General features: G+C 43.8%; 4 protein-coding genes. All 4 read left to right on the forward strand.

Features of this window, described 5'->3' with window-relative positions; translation table 11 throughout:
- Window positions 1–77 precede the first annotated feature (77 nt).
- The 4 genes from Q0Y65_RS06195 to Q0Y65_RS06210 are packed head-to-tail and all read left to right on the forward strand — an operon-like array spanning window position 78 to window position 20,694.
- Window positions 78–1,307 carry a hydroxymethylglutaryl-CoA synthase family protein gene (locus Q0Y65_RS06195; RefSeq protein ID WP_297958246.1) on the forward strand — a complete coding sequence of 410 codons (1,230 nt, stop codon included), beginning with the start codon at window positions 78–80 and terminating at the stop codon, window positions 1,305–1,307.
- Window positions 1,308–1,330: 23 nt separating this feature from the next.
- On the forward strand, window positions 1,331–9,790 hold the full coding sequence (locus tag Q0Y65_RS06200) for an SDR family NAD(P)-dependent oxidoreductase (RefSeq protein ID WP_297958248.1): 8,460 nt from the start codon (window positions 1,331–1,333) through the stop codon (window positions 9,788–9,790).
- A 21-nt stretch (window positions 9,791–9,811) separates the two neighbouring features.
- Window positions 9,812–15,667, forward strand: coding sequence for an SDR family NAD(P)-dependent oxidoreductase (locus Q0Y65_RS06205; RefSeq protein WP_297958250.1), 5,856 nt, complete (start codon window positions 9,812–9,814; stop codon window positions 15,665–15,667).
- Window positions 15,668–15,669: 2 nt separating this feature from the next.
- Window positions 15,670–20,694: an SDR family NAD(P)-dependent oxidoreductase gene (locus Q0Y65_RS06210; RefSeq protein ID WP_297958252.1), complete on the forward strand. Its 5,025-nt coding sequence runs from the start codon at window positions 15,670–15,672 to the stop codon at window positions 20,692–20,694.
- Window positions 20,695–20,944 lie beyond the last annotated feature (250 nt).

Raw genomic sequence — 20,944 nt, forward strand, 5'->3', positions numbered from 1 at the left:
TGCGCTTCATACAAGAAGAGAAGAAAACAATTTATCGGCACTTTTTTCAGAAGATCATACTTTTAGGAGGAAATAAAGTGGTTAATGTTGGAATTGAGAAGATTGATTTTTACGGTGGAGCGTGTCAGATAGAGGTGTCCGAGATATTCAGGCAAAGAGGGCTGAATATTGACCGTTATGCTAACCTGCTTATGAACAAGAAGAGTGTAGGCCTTCCTTTTGAGGATGCTGTTACAAACGGAGTGAATGCCGCTATGGGCATAATCGAAAGGCTGACCTCCGATGAGATATCAAAGATAAAGATGGTGATAACTGCTTCTGAGTCCGGTGTAGACTTCGGAAAAAGCCTCAGCACATTCATATATGAATTCCTTCCCCTTGAAACAGATGTGCGGCTTTTTGACATCAAACAGGCCTGCTACGGACTTACGGCAGCTTTCAAGCTCGCAGCAACACATATCTGCTGTTATCCTGATGAAAAAGTACTGATCATTGGCTCGGATATAGCCCGAAGCAGCAAGGAGGCAGGCTATGGTGAGCCGTCTCAGGGATGCGGCTCCATAGCTATGTTAATCAGCTCAAAGCCTGATATTTTCAGGCTGGATACAGGCGCTTACGGAAATCACAGTATGTCACTTTATGATTCCTTCAGACCCGACAGTCAGATTGAAATTGGCGACCCTGATCTGTCTCTTATGGCATATCTTGACTGTGTAGAGGGCTCCTTTGTTTCATATACTCAGAAGGTAAAGGATGTTGACATAGAAAAAACCTTTGAACACTTCATTTTCCATGTTCCCTTCGGCGGACTTGTCAAGGGCGCACACAGAAGACTTGTTACCCTGGGCAGGGATATGAAAAGAAATGAGATAGAGGCTGATTTCAAAAAGAGAGTTGAGCCGTCTCTTAAGTTCAATTCACAGGTGGGTAATGTCTATTGTTCGGCAGTATACCTTGCTCTTTGCGGATTACTTGACTCCGTTGATATCAGCAAAGAAAAGAGAATAGGAGTTTTTTCCTACGGTTCAGGCTCTTCCTCGGAATTCTACAGCGGTGTTATTACACCCTTATCGTCAAAGATAGTAAGGGAACTTGATATACAGAAAAGGCTCGATAGCAGACATATGCTTGAGTTCGATGAGTACGAATATCTGCTGAAAGAAAACAGGAAGACCATTTTCGGAGCTGAGAGTTTCGTGAATTCCTATAATAAAGAAAAGGATTATATGAAGAGAGTTGCTGAAGGACGCAGAATGCTTTGTCTGCGAAGAATAGCCGATTACAGAAGAGAATACGAATGGATATGATCCAGGAAAAGGATGGCTTATTTATGAATCACGATATTTCTATCGTTGGTATGTCTATAAAGGTTCCCAATGCCGATAATATTGAACAGCTCTGGGATATTATGAAGAACAAGGAGGTATGCATCGGTAATATACCTCTGAACCACTGGGATGCTGAAGCTTTGACACCGAATGTGAACTGGATGGGAGCAATAAAAGATTATAACGATTTTGATCCTTCGTTTTTCAGGATCTCTCCGAGGGAAGCCGGACATATGGAGCCTCAGCAGAAAATGATCCTTCAGGAAGTTTGGCGTTGTATCGAGGATTCAGGTATCCCCCTGAAGGAGCTTCAGAGAAAAAAGACAGCTGTGTATATATCATATTTTCTCATAGATAATAAAAATACTGTCCTGAAGCGCGGTGATACTCCTGAGAAATATGACCTTGTAGGTAATGTTGAGTGTAATCTTTCCAACAGGATATCTTATTGCTTTGATTTGACAGGAGAGAGTCTGACTGTTAATACCGCCTGTTCCGGCGGACTTGTATGCTTGTATCATGCACAGCGTGCTCTTGCTGAAAAAGAGTGTGATTACGCCATAGTAGGCGGAGTCAATCTCAATCTTGATGAGTGGAAGTACAGGTGCATTGATCAGGGGCATATGCTCAGTCCTGATGGAAGGTGCAAGGCATTTTCCATAAATGCCAACGGTTATGTCTCAAGCGAGGGAGCTCTTGCCTTCTTATTGCAGAGGAAAGAAGATACGGAAAGGGATCATAATGACGCCTACGCAGTTATCAAAGGATCCGCAGTAAATTATACAGGCAAAAGCTATAGCATAACCGCTCCTAAAATTGAGAGTCAGAGAAGTGTCATACTTGATGCACTTGAGAATGCGGGCATGAATGCAGATGAAATATCGTATATTGAAGCACACGGTACAGGGACGTCGCTTGGTGATCCTATAGAGATCGAAGCGCTTACACAGGCTTTTCGCGAGTATACCGACAGGAGGAATTACTGCAATATCGGTACCGTGAAGTGCAATATTGGTCATCTTGAGCCTGCGGCCGGTCTTGCCGGACTTGCAAAGGTGATTTCGATGTTCAGACACAGAGCTATTCCTCCAATCATAGACAACGGAGAAGAAAATCCAATCATCGACTTCGAAAACAGTCCGTTCAGGACAAATTACGAGATTGTAGAATGGAAACAGGATGGACCTCTGACGGCTGGCATAAGCTCATTCGGATTCAGCGGCATGAATTCCCATGTTATCGTTCAGGAATATGTATCCAAGCAGAAAGCCGATATAAGTTCCGCTGCTGTGAACAATGATTTTATACTTAGTGCAAGAACAGAAAAGAGTTTGAAGAAAACAGTTAGCAAATGGAAGGAAGCTCTTATAAAGGACGGAAATGTCTTTGATATAAATGAGCTCTGCTTCAACGTACAAAACAGCAGATCGGCTTTCAGATATCGTATGCATATCAATGCAAATGATATAAGCGAGCTGATAAGCAGGTTGGATTCGGCTGATATCCTTCATTCAGATGATAACGTTCCGGTCGAGCTTGAGATCAATATGTTCTGTCTGCCTTCGGACGAAGATACAGGTAAGCTTTGGGCCAGGTTTGAAAGCATACACAGCTCATATAACAGGTACTGTGACGCAATATTATCAGAAAATGATATACCTGACGGGGCAGAAGCTGACATGATGCGTCAGTTTGTGCTTTCCTACTGCATTTATGAGATGATTCTCGGTTCGGGATTAAATGTAAACAGACTGAGAGCAGGAAAGGGCTCGGAACTTCTGACAGCAGCTCTGGCAGGAGCTGTCATCCTGAGCGAAGCAGTAAAAGTATATACAGGCTTTATGAGTGCGGACGATATTAAAATTCTCCCTTTTTCCATGGACATCACAGACGGAGAAAAAACTTTTTACCGTGATATCCATGTTGAAAAAGACAGGATCCCAGAGCTTGTAAGCAGCTTCCGTAACAGTTTCGAACATATGAGTGAAAATGATCGCAGGATAACTAACAAGCTGTTATCAGATGTTAAAAAGCTCTATTATACGCAGAATACCATAAAAAAGAATATCAATCTCTGGAACGATATTCTGATTGATCACGGTATATTGCTGACAGACTATATCAACGGCAGCTATTCTGTCAAGAATGAAGATGATGAGTTTATCATAACTATCGTATTCATAGATGTTTATCTTGAAGTTCTTAACAGATGGAAGATAACCGATAGACTCGGATTTGAGAATGCTGACATCAGTCTTATGAAGTCAATGATAGCTGCAAAATGTCTGAACCGTTCTCAGCTTATTGAAGCAGTAAAGGGCAGCATTTCCGGTGAGCCCGAATATATAGATATCCCTGTGAATGGTATAGATAAAGGAGAGCTTTCTGCTTTCGGAAATAATAATGAAAGAGACATTTTATCGTTTATTATGCAGAACAAGGATGAGAGATCATCATATGCCGCATCTGATGGTATATGCAACAGAATAAGAAATATGATCGTTGAGTACTGGAAGAAAGGCAGTGATATCGATTGGGAACGCATAAACAGTGGAGTTGCGTACAGAAAATACCATCTTCCGGTATACCAGTTTGATTTCTATGAGCCTTCTGTAAACGAAGAAGCTCCTGCTGCAAAATCAGAGGATATAGTTAAAGAAAATGTGACTGTAGAAGATATCATTACAATAGTGCGTGATATCGCAGCTGAAACGGTATTCATGCCCGCTGATGAGTTGGATAACAATACTAATCTGAACGATTACGGCTTTGAATCCCTTACCATAGCTGAATTTATCAAAAGGCTGAACGAGAGGCTCGGTATCTCTCTTACACTTCTCACATATTTCATGTATCCTACTGTAAATAAGATAGCTGGCTACATTTTCAAGGAATATGGCTCTGTTCTCCGTATCGGAGTCGGTGATGAGGTTCCTGTGACAGCTGACAATACTGACGCAGAGGATTGTCAGCTTGCAGACTGTTTAATAAAGGTATTTTCGGATATCACAGGTATAGATGAGGAATATATAGAGCTCTCGAACGAACTCTCGGAATATGACCTTGATGCATATAAGATGAGTCGTATAGTTGAGTTGATAAACAAGCAATGCGGCATAGCTGCAACTCCGCTGATTTTTGCGGACTGTCTTACCATAAATGACATAATGGGAAGAGTTGGTGAATTAACAGCCGATAAGGATAATGTAACAATGACTGAAAGCGTTTCCGTCACGCAGGATGCCTGTGCATTGCATAGCAGAAAGATAGCCGTTATTGGTTTGTCTCTTGCAGTTCCGGGAGCTGAGGATATGGACAGCTTCTACAGGCTGCTTGATGCGAACAAAAACGTTCTCGGTGAGGTCCCGTCAGGCAGATGGGACTGGAACGAATTCTACAATTCACTTGACGATAATGCTTCGTACAGGAAGCTGAAGTACAAGGCAGGCTTTGTAGATGATTTCGAGTTCTTTGATAACGAATTCTGGAATATGTCCTATAAGGAGGCACTTGTTACCGATCCTCAGCAGAGAGTACTGCTCGGTGCTGTACTTAAGGCTGTAACGGATGCAGGCCTCCAGCTCGATGAGCTTGCCGGAAGAAGAGTGGGAGTTTTCACCGCAGCGACCACAGATGATTATTATTCTCTCGTAAGCGGAAGCAAACTCCTTTCTGATCCGAAACGTCTGACAGGAAGCTATCATTGTTTTATAGCTAACCGTATCTCGTTTATGTTTGACCTTCACGGTCCCAGCGAGAACATCGACACAGCCTGCTCAAGCGGTATAGTTGCTTGTCACAGGGCAAGGCAGGCGCTTCTCGATAAGGAATGTGATATAGCAGTTGTAGCAGGTGTAAACGTTATAGCTATCCCCGAGACATTCCTTTCACTTGAAAGAAGCAATATGCTTTCCGCTACAAATACCTGTCACTCATTTAGCAGTGAGGCTGACGGCTATGCAAGAAGCGAGGGCGCAGGTGTACTGATACTAAAGACACTTGACGATGCTATAAAAGATAATAATCATATCTATGCGTCCATATGCGGATCTGCTGTTTCACACAGCGGAAGGACAGGCGGTATAACAACACCTGATATTGATTCGATTTCAGAAGTCATATATAATGCATGGAAGGATTCGGGAGAACTTATCGATGAAAATACATTTATCGAGCTTCACGGAACAGGTTCCGTAATAGGTGATTCCGTTGAATATATGGCTCTTGAAAGCTCCATCCGACATATGGAGCAGGACACCGGAAGGGCGCTTGCACCCGGAAGCGTGTTTGTCGGAACATTGAAGCCTGTTATTGGTCATCTTGAGGCAGCTTCGGGCATTGTGGAGATAATAAAGGCTATTGTCCAGATGAATTATGACACTTTGTTTGCAATCGGAGATCTGGAGGAGCTTAATCCTAATATTATTGTAAATGATCAAAGCTGTATCGAGCTTATCAGAGTACACAGAAAATGGACAAGGAATAATGACGAGCGTTTAAGATGCGGTATAAATTCATACGGTTTCGGCGGACTGAATGCACACATCGTACTTGAATCCAGCGGCAATGCTGTTTCCTGCGATACAGAGGTATATACTCGGAATCTTTACCTGTATTCCGCGAAGAGCAGGGATTTGCTCATTGATCTTATTAAGAAAAATGCCGACTTCCTTCAGCGTGAGCCTCAGATCTGCGAAAGTATGGATGACTATGCTTATACACTTCAGTGCTGCTGCCAGCATTATCCGTACAGAGCAGCATTTATAGCAGACAGCAGGGAAGAACTCATAAGAAAGCTCATTAGTTACTGCAATAATGATAGTTGTGATAAAGAGACTATATGCAAGACATATAGCACTGCTGATATAGAAAGTGCGATTACTGACAGGAAGCTTGACGTTTTAGCAGATATATGGCTCGGAAAGAGCGGTAGTATCGAATGGAAGAAGCTTTACGGCGGAGCTGAAAGGAACAAGGTTAGTGTGCCTTCCTATCCCTTTGCAAAGAAACGCTGCTGGCTTGAGCTCAGTTATGATGGAAATGGCGTATATGATAATATCTCCTTCACACAGACGATATGTTTCAATGACAGTATAGTCTCCGATCACCTGGTGGGAGAGCGCCGTTATGTGCCGGCTGTGAATTATCTGCTGAACGTAGCGGAAAAGCTTAAAGAGCTATATCCCCATAAGCGCTTTGAGCTGTGCAGTGTACGTTTTATCATGCCTTGTGTAGTATTGAAGGATACTGTGATAGAGTATTCTGTCATTCTTGATGATAAGGCCGGCAGCTTTATTGCAAAGGCTCCCGATTCTGATATAGTATATGCAAAGGGAGCTATAAGAAAACGTTGTAATGCTGAAGTGTCCCATACCCCTGGAGCAGTCAGCGGTGATACCATTTCAGCGGAGGCTCTGTATGAACGCATAAAGCGGATCGGCATAGACTATGGTGAGACTTATCGCGGGATAAAGAACGCTGTTATCGGCAGAGAACGTTTTGAGGGCATTATTGCTGCAAGCAGCAGCGATACCCTTGCAGCGCGAGTTGCATTATTTGATTCGTCATTGCAGGGAGTATTCATGTATATCGATGATATGTTCGTTCCATTTGAAGCTGAGAGCGTATATATAGATCCTTCTGTCAGTGCAGGCAGCTTCAGAAGCATTATGGATATATCAGAGGATCATTATAATATAAGTTGTTCTGATGAGAGCGGAAAAACAGTTCTTGAAGCAAGAGGGCTTGTGATGAGACAGGCGAAAAAGGAGAGCTGCGGCATATTTGCGCCCGTATGGGAAAAGATCCATACCGCCACAGAGAATGCTGAAAGCGATTCCGAGAGGACCATAGCTGTAATGCCTGTTTTCTCGGAAAAGGCTTTCGCTGTGCTGAAGAGCTACTATCATAACATCGGATATATATGCGCTGATGATATAATAAACGGCAGGATGGACGCATTTGACAGCTCGGTAAGGAGAGTGATATTTGTCTCTTTTTATGAAAAGAGCAGTTCCGACTCTCTTGTTGATAGCTATAATACAGAAAACTCAGCAGTATCTTTCTTCAGGCTTGTCAAGGAAATGTTGAAAAATGAAATGGACGGCTGTGATATAAGCATCATGATCGTTACTGATTCAGCATTCAAAGTCACCGGCAGAGAGCGGATGGATCCGTTCGGTTCAGATATCGTCGGAATGGCATTGTCTGTCAGGAAGGAGATAAGCGGCTGGCAGATCACTTGTTTTGATACGGACACACTGAACGAAGATACAGTCAGGTCAATGGGAGCGATAAACAGATACTCCGAAGGAGCGTCAGCGCTCTATGCCTTCAGAAACGGTGAGGTATATATCAGGAAGCTTGAAAAGACGTGTGTTCCGGAAGAAAGCGGTGATTCACCTTTCAATGAGGAAAGCGTTGTGCTTATCATCGGAGGCGGTTCTGGCATAGGAGCTCTTACAGCGGCTCATATTGCCGACAGGTATCACAGCAGGATAGCAGTATGCGGAAGAAGGTCAGAGATAAAGTCTAAACCTGACTATATTGACTATTATTCTTGCGATATATCTGATCCGCTTCAAGTTGAAAGCCTTTTTGACAGAGTACATCAGACATACGGCAAGATAGATACAGTGATCCATTCAGCTCTTGTTCTGGACGATTCAACTATAGCTAACATGACTGAAGAACAGCTTCTCCGTGGTCTTGCACCCAAGACATCGGGTATAATAAATATTGCCAGGGCTATGAGAGCTCATAATGCAGGACAGCTCATAGTATATTCGTCGGTGATGTCCTTTGCTAACTATGCAGGCCAGAGCAATTATTCCGGCGGAAGCGTCTTTATCGACTGCTTTGCGGCATATGCGGCAAGAGAGTTTGGGATCAGGTGCAAGGTGTTTAACTGGGGGTTATGGTCGCAGACAGGCATCGTAACTGACAGTTTCCATGCGGGAGTGATGAAAAAGAAGGGCTTCCTCGGAATGGACAATGCTGAAGGTATGGAGATGCTTGAAACAGGACTGCGCTGTACAGACGAACAGTTGGTGGTTCTGAAGCAGATAGGTACTACCGTTACAAATGAGCTTAACGATTACAGGTATCCCGAAGCATTTGCTGCTGCTGAAGATGCCGGCTTCTCAGATTATCTTGTCGAAAGGCTTATCACCTACGATAAGGTGAGTGAGCTTCTTGAATATAAGAACAGGATAAAGTATATTTCTGTAGCATTTGCGGACAGGATATTGAAAACAATAGGGGCGGACAGAACGGCCATAACAAGCAGGAACGCACAGCTGCTTTATAATGAGCTCAAGGAGGCTGTAGAGGCAGACGGCAATATGCTCGATGTGAACTTGGAAACAGGTGATGACTGCTATACAAGGCTGCTTGACAAGATAGAAGGAGCCTATAAAGATGTGCTCTGCGGCAGAACCGCAGCTACTGAGCTGCTCTTTGCCAATGACACAAAGCAGTTGGTGGCAGATATATACGGTAATAATGACATGGCCGATTATTATAACACTATAATAACCAAGTCGCTTCAGTATAAGCTGCTGACATATTTCAGATCAGGCGGGACATACGGCAAAAAGATAAGGATACTTGAGGTCGGTGCAGGCACAGGCGGCACAACAAGACCTGTCGCCGAAGGGCTTGAACCATTCTCGGACTTTATCGAATATTATTATACCGATATATCGAAGAGCTTTGTGCTTCACGCAAAGGAGCGCTTCGAAAGATATGATTTCTTCAGATACAGAACGCTGAATATAGACACTCCTCTTGAGGGCGATCTTGCTGAAATGAAATTTGACTATGTGATATGCGCAAATGTTATCCATGCGGTTGCGGATCTTGATCTTGCGCTGGATAATCTCAACAGACTGCTTGATATATCAGGAAGTCTTATAATGTATGAGATGACGGAAAAGCTTCTGTTCAATACCATCATATTCGGACTTCTTGACGGTTGGTGGCTGTATGAGAATGACAGGCGCAGGATAAAGGGATCGCCGCTGCTTACGAAGTATTCGTGGAAAAAGGTCCTTGAGAAGCACAGTTTCGGTAATATCTCATTCTATGGAGATATAAGCGGCTCGCGAAATATCGGTCAGAATATCATTATAGCCGAAAAAATCGGCGAGACTTCGGGGGCGGACACTACAGCCGCAATGCAGGAGCAGGTCATCAGAGATGACAGAAAAGACGTGTTCATATCTACAGATGATGTGATATCAGGGGTAATAGGAATGATTGAGGGCGTCGTTCAGGAAAAGATTGCCGATCCGCGAAAGCCGTTTGTGGATTGCGGTATCGATTCCATAATGGCTATTGAGATAATAGAGAAGATCAATACAGCCTTCGGACTAAGACTGAGAGCGGTGGATATTTTCAAATATGTTTCTCCCTATGGACTTGCTGAGCACATCAAAAAGATAAAAACGACAGATCCGTAAATATATAAGAGGGTAATTAAATTGAATGATATCAATAAATTAATGGATGGCCTATCCGACAAGAAGATAAATAAAAATAATATATTGCAGTTCCTTGGCGGAAACAGCATATCAGAAGATGATACGAAGAGCTGTAAGACGGACGGCAGAATAGCTGTCATAGGTCTTGCCTGCCGCTTTCCCGATGCAGATGATTATCGTCAGTTTTGGAGCAATCTGCTGGAAGGAAAATGCTCTATACGTGAGATAGAGAGGTGGGACGAAGAAGACTATTATTCAGCAGACAGGAATGCGGAGAATATGAGTTATAGCAAATGGGGCGGAATGCTTGATGACATAGCTTCATTTGATCCGGCGTTCTTTGATATCACACCTGCTGAAGCTAAAAAAATGGACCCTCAGCAGAGGATACTTCTTGAAGAAACGTGGCACGCTTTTGAGAATGCAGGATATTCCGACAGGGATCTGAGCGGCATGAAGTGCGGAGTGTATGTCGGTATAGCTGACAGTTCATACGGAGATGTACTGTCAGAGAACAATACTCCTGCCGATTCCTATCAGTGCATGGGACTGAATAATTCAATACTTGCCAGCCGTCTTTCGTATTTTCTGAATATGAAAGGTCCCGCCATAGCTGTAGATACTGCCTGCTCTTCTTCATTGACAGCTATCCATCTTGCCTGCAATGCATTATTGCAGGGCGACTGCGAAATGGCAGCGGCTTCGGGAGTGACCGTTTATTCATCGCCAAAGATGTATATAAATACCAGCAAGAACAATATGCTTTCCGAGAACGGAAAGTGTCGTCCCTTTGACAAGGATGCAAACGGATTTGTGCCCGGCGAGGGCTGCGGTGTCGTTATACTGAAAAGACTGGGAGATGCGTTAAGGGACAACGATAATATCCTCGCAGTGATAGATGGTTCGTGTATGAATCAGGATGGAAAGACAAACGGTATCATGTCGCCGAATGTTATCTCGCAGTGCGCTCTTGAAAAGGAAGTATACGAAAAATTCGGCATACCTGTTGAAAAGATAGGGTACTGTGAGGCGCATGGTACAGGAACAAAGTTAGGTGATCCCATAGAGATCGAGGCGCTCACCGAGAGCTTCAGGGAGCATACTTCCAAAGTCGGCTTCTGCTCCATAGGCTCTGTAAAGGCTAATATCGGACATACTGTTGCAGCAGCAGGTGTTGCCGGTGTAATAAAGCTCATATGTATGCTTCAGAACGGCGTAAAGCCTCCGGAGATAGGCTACGATGAATGCAATCCGTATATCGAGCTTGATAGTTCGCCGTTTTATATCAATACAAAAGCTGAAAAATGGGTGGACAGAGCTGACAAGAAGTGCATAGTCAGCTCATTCGGATTCAGCGGTACAAATGTTCATCTTGTAATTGAGGGATATAGTGATACCGTCGGCAAATGCGAAAGCAGGAAAAGGCTTTATGTTTTCTCGGCAAAAAGTGAATCAGCGCTGAAAAGCTTGCTGAGCATCTATACAGACTGGCTTGACGGTCAGTCCGAGGATATTGCGGCCAGACTGGCGTATACCCTTATGTACGGAAGGAGTCATTTCCCTTACAGAGCTGCTTTCGTATGCTCCGATCTCAGCGATCTCCGAAGCAGCATAACATCTTTCCTTGACGGGATCAGTGCAGGGGGGATGTGTTCTGTTCAGAGCATGGCAGATGACGATGCCGCGCAGCTTATCGACCATTTATATGAAAGCGATTTCTCTGACGGTGATACGGAGAAGGCATACAGTAAGTATCTTGAAGGATATTCGGGAAACAGGGAAAGACTCACAGTTCATCAGAGGATAGTATGTGCTCCGGGCTACTGCTTTGACAAGTCTGTATACTGGATAGACAGCAAAAAGGACAGGTATAAGAATATTTGTGTACTTGGTGAAAGACTTGTAAAGGCGCCTGTGGATCTGTCTGCGAGAACTGATGTCAGCAATGCGGTAGTTGCAGCGGCAGATAATAAAAAGCCTGCCTATTGCAGGAACATTACTGCTGTAGGCGGAGAGTTCTTTGATCATGCATTTGAGTCTGACACTATGGTATTTAATTATGAAACAGATAAAACTGCAACAGATGTCGGCACTGTAGTCAGGGATCTTTTTGCAAGGATAAAGAAGGTCCTTGCTAACAATACTTCAGGCAGCTACAGGATAATAAACGTATTCAGCAGTGTTTCCGCAGATACAGTTCCCGAGCTTGAGGCTCTTGACGGACTGAGCGTGACTGTCCGCAATGAATATCCGCAGGTATCTGTGAAGAATATCTTTGTGGCATCGGCAGATACTTCTTTCATATCAGACAAACTGTACGATGATATTTGCTGCGGCAACGAGAAGACAGTATACTACAACTCTCAGGGCGAGAGATATGTATATGATTACTATGATGCGGTTCCCTCTGCTGAAGGATACACCTTCCCTGATGAAAACGGAAACTATATCATAACAGGCGGAACAGGCGGCATAGGCTCTGAGCTGACGGCGTATCTGACAGGAAAGCTGCATGGCAATATCATAATACTCGGAAGAAAAGCCCTGAATGAAGATATTGAGCAGAAGCTTGAGAAAATACAGTCTGATAAATGCAAAGCAGTATATATCAGCTGTGATATCACAGATGAAGATTTGTTAAAAAAATGCGCTCAGGATATTGTAAACTCTTATGGTACAATAAATGGTGTTATTCACTGCGCAGGTATTTTCAGAAACAATTTTATCATAAACAAGGACACTGATGAGTTTGATACCGTCCTTGCACCCAAGGTCGGTGGGACGAAGCTGCTTCACCGGTATTTCCGCGGAAGCGGACTGAAGTTCTTCTTCGTTATTTCTTCAGTAGCTTCTGTTATAGGAAAGACAGGACAGAGCGATTATACCTACGCAAACAGGTTTCTTGATCTGTTCGTCAGAGCCAAGTCGGCAGAAAACCGCAGCTGCAGATATGCGTCTTTCAATTATTCTTACTGGGAAAATATGGGGATGAAGCTTTCTGCGGATGATGCTGACGAGCTTATTGAAAAATACGGTATATATTCGTTCAAGGGGGACGAAGGAACTTTTGCATTTGAATCAGCAATGAAAACGGGAAGCATAAATAATTATCTTGTCAAGACAAAGGATACATCGGTCATTAAAGACAGGATAAATGCTCTTTCGTCTTCGCATCCGACAAAGACAGTGAATGATGAGTATACTTTATCGGACGCAGAGGATATAATAAGGCGCGTTCTTTCTGATGTTACAGGCTATGACATATCTACGTTCACTGCTGGTTTTGAGCTTGATGCTCTTAATCCCGATTCAGTTATCATAAACAGCTTCAACAGCAGGATAGAGAAGTATTTCACCGGACTTCCCAAAACTATACTATATGAGAAGAATACAGTGGAAGAAATAGCTGAATATGTAATAAAGCAGACGACTCATATTATAAAGCCTTTGGCAGTTAATAATGTCGGCATTGAAGCAGGCAGTGCTTCAGCGCCTGATGAAAAGAATGACCGCAGCTCAAAGCTTGCAATCATTGGTATAAGCGGAAGATTTGCCTCTGCAGAAAGCGTTGGTGAACTCTGGAATGCTGTAATTGATGAAAAGTCACTGATATCGGGCTTGCCTACAGATCGCTGGAAGGAGCACGAAAAGCAGTTGAGACTTTATGATGAGGAGATATACTGCAAGTCGGGCGGATTTATGAAGGATATCTACGGCTTTGACACAGAGTTGTTCCATATCTCGCCAAGAGAAGCAAAGCTGACAGATCCACAGGAAAGAAAGTTTATGGAGGTTGTATTCGAGGCTTTGCAGGACAGCGGTTATATCAGCAAGTCACTGAGCTCCTCGAAGGTCGGCGTTTTTGTAGGATCAACAACTAATACTTTTTCCTCATATGCCGAGAACAGCTGGACAAGCGGAAGTTTCGAGGCCGCACAGGCGACTCCCTGGTCAATATCCAACAGGATATCCTGGTTTTATAATTTCCACGGCCCATCAATGACGATCGATACAGCTTGTTCATCAGGTGCAGCGGCGTTCCATACAGCTTGTCAGAGTATAAAGAGCGGAGACTGTGACACCGCTGTGGTTGGAGGTGTGAATATATACACTCACCCGTACAAGTATGCAGTGATGTGCAGAAAGCAGATGCTGTCAAGGTCGGGAGTATGCTCCGCATTCGGACAGGGAGCTGACGGATTTGTACCGGGAGAAGGAGTTTCGGCTGTAATAATAAAGAGGCTTGAGGATGCAGTGAGAGATAATGATCATATCTATGCTGTTATAGAGTCCTCAGCAATTAACACGGCAGGAAAGTCAAAGGGCTTCCTTGTTCCCGACATAAATCAGCAGGCAGAGGTTATAGAAAAGGCGCTTTCAGATGCTGATCTCGTTCCGGATGATATAACGTACATAGAAGCTCACGGCACGGGAACACAGCTGGGAGATCCCATAGAGATAGCTGCATTGAATAAGGTGTATCGCAGAGGCAGCAGAACAAAGCTCTGTCCTGTCGGCTCTGTAAAGACCAATATCGGACATCTTGAGTCCGCAAGTTTTTTCGCATCACTGGCAAAGGTGATATGCATGATAAAGGAGCGTAAGATCGCAAAGACACTGAACAGTGCGGATATCAACACCAATATAGATATGGAAAACACACCGTTTTATTTCCCACAGTCCGGTACAGAATGGAAAGCTGACAGCAACGGGCGAAGAATAGCTGCCATAAGCTCATTCGGAGCAGGCGGAGTTAATGTCCATGTGATAGTCAGCGAATACGATGACTTGAATAATGATTCTACAGCTTGTAACAGTGAAAAGCTTTGGTTTCCTGTTTCAGCAGTCAGTGATAAGAGGCTCATGACGTATTTAGCAATTATCAAAGACTGGCTAACAGAAAGTTCTTCATCACATACCGGATTTGGCGATATTTGCTATTCATTAAGAAGGAAAATGCCAATGCTGGACATATCAGTTGGTATATGTGCTCATAGCGCAGATGAAGCTGTAAGAGTTATTGACTCGGTTATTTCATCAGGCAGTGCATTTGACGGGGCAGTTTACGGTGATGGTAATGAAAATGAAGATATTACCGCTGAGTTTGAGAAATGGAGAAAAGGCGGAAAAACTTCAGAAACAGAGATCGGTCTGAAACTTGTTGAACTGCCGTTCTATCCTACTGATAATATGATCTACAGACCTGATATTGCAGCACAGTTTAGCCGCAGAGATCATACCAGCGGTCACAGGCAGCGTTCGGGCAGCTTTGTATACGGGATGGATTCTGAGAGGAGTTTTTGCGACGGGGCAATAAACGTTTTTGAAGTGCTTGAGATCATGGGAGAAATGGTATACATATATAATCGTTCTGATGCAGCCGGCATAAGATCGGTGCGCTTTGCGTCGCCTTTGATCTCGGCGAATGCAGAACGTTATGAGGCAGAAATATCGGAACATGATATAAGAGTATATATTGCAGAGAAAAGTGCGAAAAGGCTTTTCGCAGCGGCAGAGCCTTGTGATTCCGATGAGATCAGCGACAGAGCTGAAAACAGCTATATCGAAGAAAATGAACTGTCCTGCGGCGGCGGTGTGCCGCTTTCAACGTCAGTACATAACGCTGTGAAAGAATTTGTCAGGTCTCAGGTGCCTTTTGCGACCGGCTTTGCAGCTGCCTCTGTCGAAAGTTGTTTGCTTTACGGTGAAATATCCGCTTCAGATGAAAAGAATATACACATCGGACTTGTAAAAAAGGTCTCCGATACAAAATATGTTATTGATCTGAGGATCAGCGACAGATATGGAAACACACTTATGATCATAAATAGAATGTATCTGATCTGTAAGGGGTAAAAATGATAGAGATTTATAATGATAAACTGACAGAGCAGCCGGTAATGAACTGCGGTGAGCTCGTGAGAGAGACTGTAATATGTGATATATCAGGAAAAAGATTTGCAGGATATGATTTCGGACATGATGTGCTCTGCTGCAACAGCATGGATGAGATGAGCGCATATGTATATGATTCCTTGACAGGCGGCAAAGATATAGATATAGTCATCTGTGATGATACCATAGCCGGTGCAGACAGCATTATGTATATAAAAGAGTATTATCTGAAGCTCCTTGATATTGTAAAAACAGCAGTGTTTGAAAAAAAGTCATGTCTGCGCCTGATAGTATTCTATAAGACTGGAGATGACATCTTACCGTATAATGAGGCATTTGCCCCTATAGGTATGTCAGCTGCGATAATCGGAGGAGAACTGAAGATAAAGACAGTGGGGCTTGATAAGGCAACTGATCTTACCTTTGATATTCTCATGTCCGAGCTTACCGAGGCAGATTTTACTGACAGTACCGTAGTATATAACAGCGGCAAACGATACATAAAGAGTATGGTGCCATGCAGAAGTGCAGGCACGGGCCGCGGAAGCTCTCTCATTCTTGATGGTGATTCAGCAATTGTAATCACAGGAGCGTCAGGTAGGATCGCGGGCATATTAGCGAGAGCTGTTGCAGAAAGGAGCAGAGCTGGCATAATACTTATCAGCCGCAGCAGGAATAGTCAGATAGATGATCTTTTAGAAAGATACGGCGGAAGGGTAAGCTTTATCGAATGTGATATAAACGATGGCAGCAAATTTGAAACGGTTTTGTCAGAAGCCCTTGCAGGCTACAGCAGATGTGCGGCTATAATAAATACCGCAGGCAACAATGACGGTAAGTACTTCATAAACAAGAACAGAGAGGACATGGAATATGTTTTCGCCCCAAAGCTCAACGGAGCCTTCGTTTTGTTTGAGTATGCCTGCAAGCATCCTGTTGACAGGCTGATACTGTTCTCCTCCTCTTCGGCATTCTTAGGAGATCTCGGACAGGTGGATTACTCGCTGATAAACCGATTTACCGATGTGTTCGCCGCTTATGCGGATAAGTATCTCAGACGAAGCGGCAGGAATACAAGAGTGGTTTCAGCGGCATGGCCGCTGTGGAGAAATGGCGGTATGCACATGGAGGAGAGCAGAGAGGCGGTCTACCTTGCGATGAACGGGGCAGAGTACCTTGAAGATGAAGAGGGAGCAGCTCTGCTGTTTGAACTTATGACAGATGAGGAGCATACAGGTCTGTTGGTAATTAAAAAGAAGGATAAGTCAGAGGTGAAAAAAATGTCTGAAAAGAATTATAACAGGGGAGACGACAAAATCTCATCAGAGCTCAGGGATATCATCTATAGAGTAATAGATCTTGAGCCCGAAAGGATAAGCGAGACCAGAAATTTCAGTGAAATGGGATTTGATTCCATATCCTTCAGAGAATTTGCAGAGCAGATAAACAAGAGTTTCGGGCTTGAAATACTGCCCATAGACTTCTTTTCGTGTACGAATCTGAAGCTGCTTGCTGAAAAGGTTTCAAAGGAATACGCAGCCGCTGATATGAAAAGAAAGACATCTGCTGCTTCCGTTAACGATCCGTTTGCTTTTCTTGACGATGGAGCTGACACAGCTGTATCTGATACAGGAGTATCGGCTGTATGCGGCGATAGTGCAAAAAAATGCGATGATATAGCCGTTATCGGTGCAGAATGTATAATGCCTGATGCAGATAATATATGGGAGTTCTGGAAGAATCTTACAAAAGGAAGATGCAGTGTAAAGAACGTTCCCGCTGAAAGGCTTACAGATGGCTGCTTTAAAGAAGGTACAGATATAAAGGCCTGCTTTATTGACAGAATAAAGGGATTTGACGGCGAATTCTTCGGAATCACTCCACGCAACTGCGATAATATGGATCCGCAGCAGCGGCTTTATATTGAAGTCGTATGGAGAGCTTTTGAGAGAGCGGGTTACAGGATAAGTGACCTTGAGGGTAAAAATGTCGGCGTGTTTACGGGAGTACAGCACTGTGACTATAAAAATATCCTTATGCAGAAGGGGATACTTGACGGTTCTTCGGTAATAGGGACTGATCCTACAATGCTCAGCAATTATCTTTCGTACATATTTGATCTCCACGGCCCCAGCGAGTCAGTGAATACAGCCTGCTCTTCCAGCCTTACAGCCGTACACAGAGCTGTAACTGCGATAAAGAACGGCGAATGTGAAATGGCAGTAGCAGGAGGAGTAAGTTTGCTGCTAAACGCCAATTCGTTCACTATGGCGGATAGTATGGGTATACTTTCACCTGAGAATACCTGTTCCGCCCTTGACGAAAGCGCCAGCGGATATGTAAAGGGTGAAGGAATAGGAGCGATTGTTCTTAAGCCGCTGTATAAGGCAGTCAGAGACGGTGACAACGTACTTGCGGTTATAAAGGCGAGCGGCGTAAATCACGGAGGCCGTGCGCAGTCCGTTACCTCTCCCAATGAAGAGGCTCAGTTGAAACTTGTGACCGACACCTTTGAAAAAGCTGGCATATCCCCTGATACTGTATCGTATATGGAGCTCCACGGAACAGGCACAAAGCTTGGCGACCCGATCGAGGTAAGAGCACTGAAAAGAGCATATGAGTATTTCGGCACTGAAAGCCGTGGTACCGTTGCAATAGGCTCCCTGAAAAACAATATAGGACATCTGGAGCCTGCATCGGGAATAGCAAGCATGATAAAGGTTATAATGTGTCTGAGAGAAAAGACTCTTGTACCTCATATCAATTACAGAAATGAGAATCCATATCTGAAGCTTTCCGAGACGCCATTCTATGTAAATACAGAGCTTCGTCAATGGAATACGGAAAACATCAGACGAGCTACAGTAAGCTCATTCGGTTTTGGCGGAGCCAATGCATTCGTTATTCTTGAGGAAGCTCCTCAAAATAGCAGTCATTCCCCTGATATCGGGACAGATAAATATGTCTTTGTTCTTTCGGCAAAGAGCGGGCAGCGCCTGATGAATAAGGTTGAGCAGTTTAGGGGATACCTTGCAGCAAAACGACCTTCAGAGCTCGGCAGAACATTTTTATCCGATATGTGTTATACTCTTCAGCTTAAGCGTGAGGAATATGAGCAAAGGCTTGCCATCGTATTCAGCAGGGCTGAAGAACTAATCTCCTGTCTGGCTGATACCGTGAATGGAGCGGGATGCATCAATGCTTCATCAGACATACCTGATAGCGATATAACAGTAAGAACAGCTCGGATATGGTGTGAAGGAGGCAAAGCAGACTGGATTAGCCTTTATGACGACCGCAGAGCCTTAACAGAAGATCTGCCGCCGGAACCATTCATACACCGCGATCACTGGTTTGATTCATTCTGCCAGAAAAAAACTGAGACAAAACCGGCAGTAAAAAGTACTCCATATAAATATAACCCTTCTGTGAATAATGATGCCTCCGAGGCAGTATTTCTTGAATACATAACAGATGAGATATGCGTGCTCCATCTAAATTATACCGAGCAGAAGAATATGTTCACCAAGGCCTTCCTCAGCGGCATTACCGAAAAGTTGTTACAGGTAAAGCGTGACAATAGACTGAAGGTTCTGATAGTAACGGGATACGGTAATATATTCTCCATGGGCGGAAGCAAGGAGGAACTGATGAGTCTTGCAAACGGCGACAATGAGTTTTCCGATGCTGACGGCTCTGTTATATACAATGGCTTTGCCGGGCTGGAGATACCTGTTATTTCGGCAATGCAGGGATATGCCTTCGGCGGCGGCCTGATATTCGGCCTGTACGGCGATATAGTTATACTTTCAAACCAAGCCTCTTACAGTGCAAACTTCATGAAATACGGTTTTACTCCCGGACTGGGCTCCACCTTCCTGCTCAGGCACAAGCTTGGCGACCTGCTTGCAAATGAGATGATGTATACAGCTCATATATACACCGGAAAAGAGCTTAGTACAAGGTGTACAGGTGTTATTTTCGAGGACCAGAATGATGTTATGATCAGAGCGGTTAGCATAGCCCGTGAGATCGCAGGCAAGACTTCAAAATCGCTTGCCGTGCTTAAAAGCGGTCTTGGTCAGAAGTATAAAGACGATCTCAAAGCTGCCATTGATCTTGAACTTGAAATGCACAGAAAGACCATAACTACAGCCGAATCAAGAATGCGAATAGACAAGCTTATCAGCGACAGCGTATCGAAGCCTTCAGCATCTCATTCGGAAAGCGCACCTGTGCTTGAACTGAATAAACAAGTCGTTACTCCTGCTTTTACGAGGGAAAACATTATGCTGCCGCCTCTTGATGATACCGCTGAAGTGAGAAAAAATGACAGTGATATGTTGGAATATGTGATTTCGGTTATTTCCAACATCCTGCATATACCGGAGAGCGAGATAGACAGCAATATTCTTTTGCACGATCTTGGTATAGATTCTATAAATATGGTTGAGCTGTCAAGGATCATCAACAACGATCATATGCTGGATATAGATGCATCGGAACTTTATGACTATTCAACCCCCGGTAGAATAGCAAAGCTCATATCGGAAAAAACAGGCATTGAGAGCATAGCGCCAAAGCGTGAGGCATTACCTGTGCAGAATGTTTTGCCGGAAAAAACAAAAAACGAAAAAGAAGATATGCAGGAGGTGTATTACGGACTTACTGCTATAATAAGCGAGATACTTCATCTACCTGCAGCTGATATCGACATAAATGATAGTTTCAGCGATCTTGGCATGGATTCCATCAATATGATAGAGTTGTCAAGGCGAATGAAGGATACCTATGATGTATCTGTGGACGCGTCCGAACTCTATGATTATAATTCCATCAAAAAGGCGTCACAACTCATAGGCAGAGATCGTATCGTACAGGAAAAAACATCATGTGATAATGAAAAGAGCGTTCTTGATATGCTTAAAGGTATCGACGATGAAACAGACCTTGACGATCTTGACAAGTATCTGGCAGATCTCCTGTGATCATAATAGCGTCAATATAAGAAAAGCCCGCGGACTATTGTAAAAAGTCTGCGGTTTTTTCTTATATAAATACTCATGCGCAAAAAAATCGCGCCCCACATTAAGTGAGGCGCGAACTTGTCTGCGGGAGTTACCCGCTTGTGTGAGCTGAACATAATTGATGAGAGTGTCGTGAGCGAAAGCAGACTGACATTTTCGTACAAAGTGAACGAGTAAAACAAGTGCCCCCGTGAAGGGGGCACAGGCACTG

Origin of the sequence: uncultured Ruminococcus sp., from assembly GCF_947301925.1 — a bacterium.
GTDB lineage: Bacteria > Bacillota > Clostridia > Oscillospirales > Ruminococcaceae > Ruminococcus.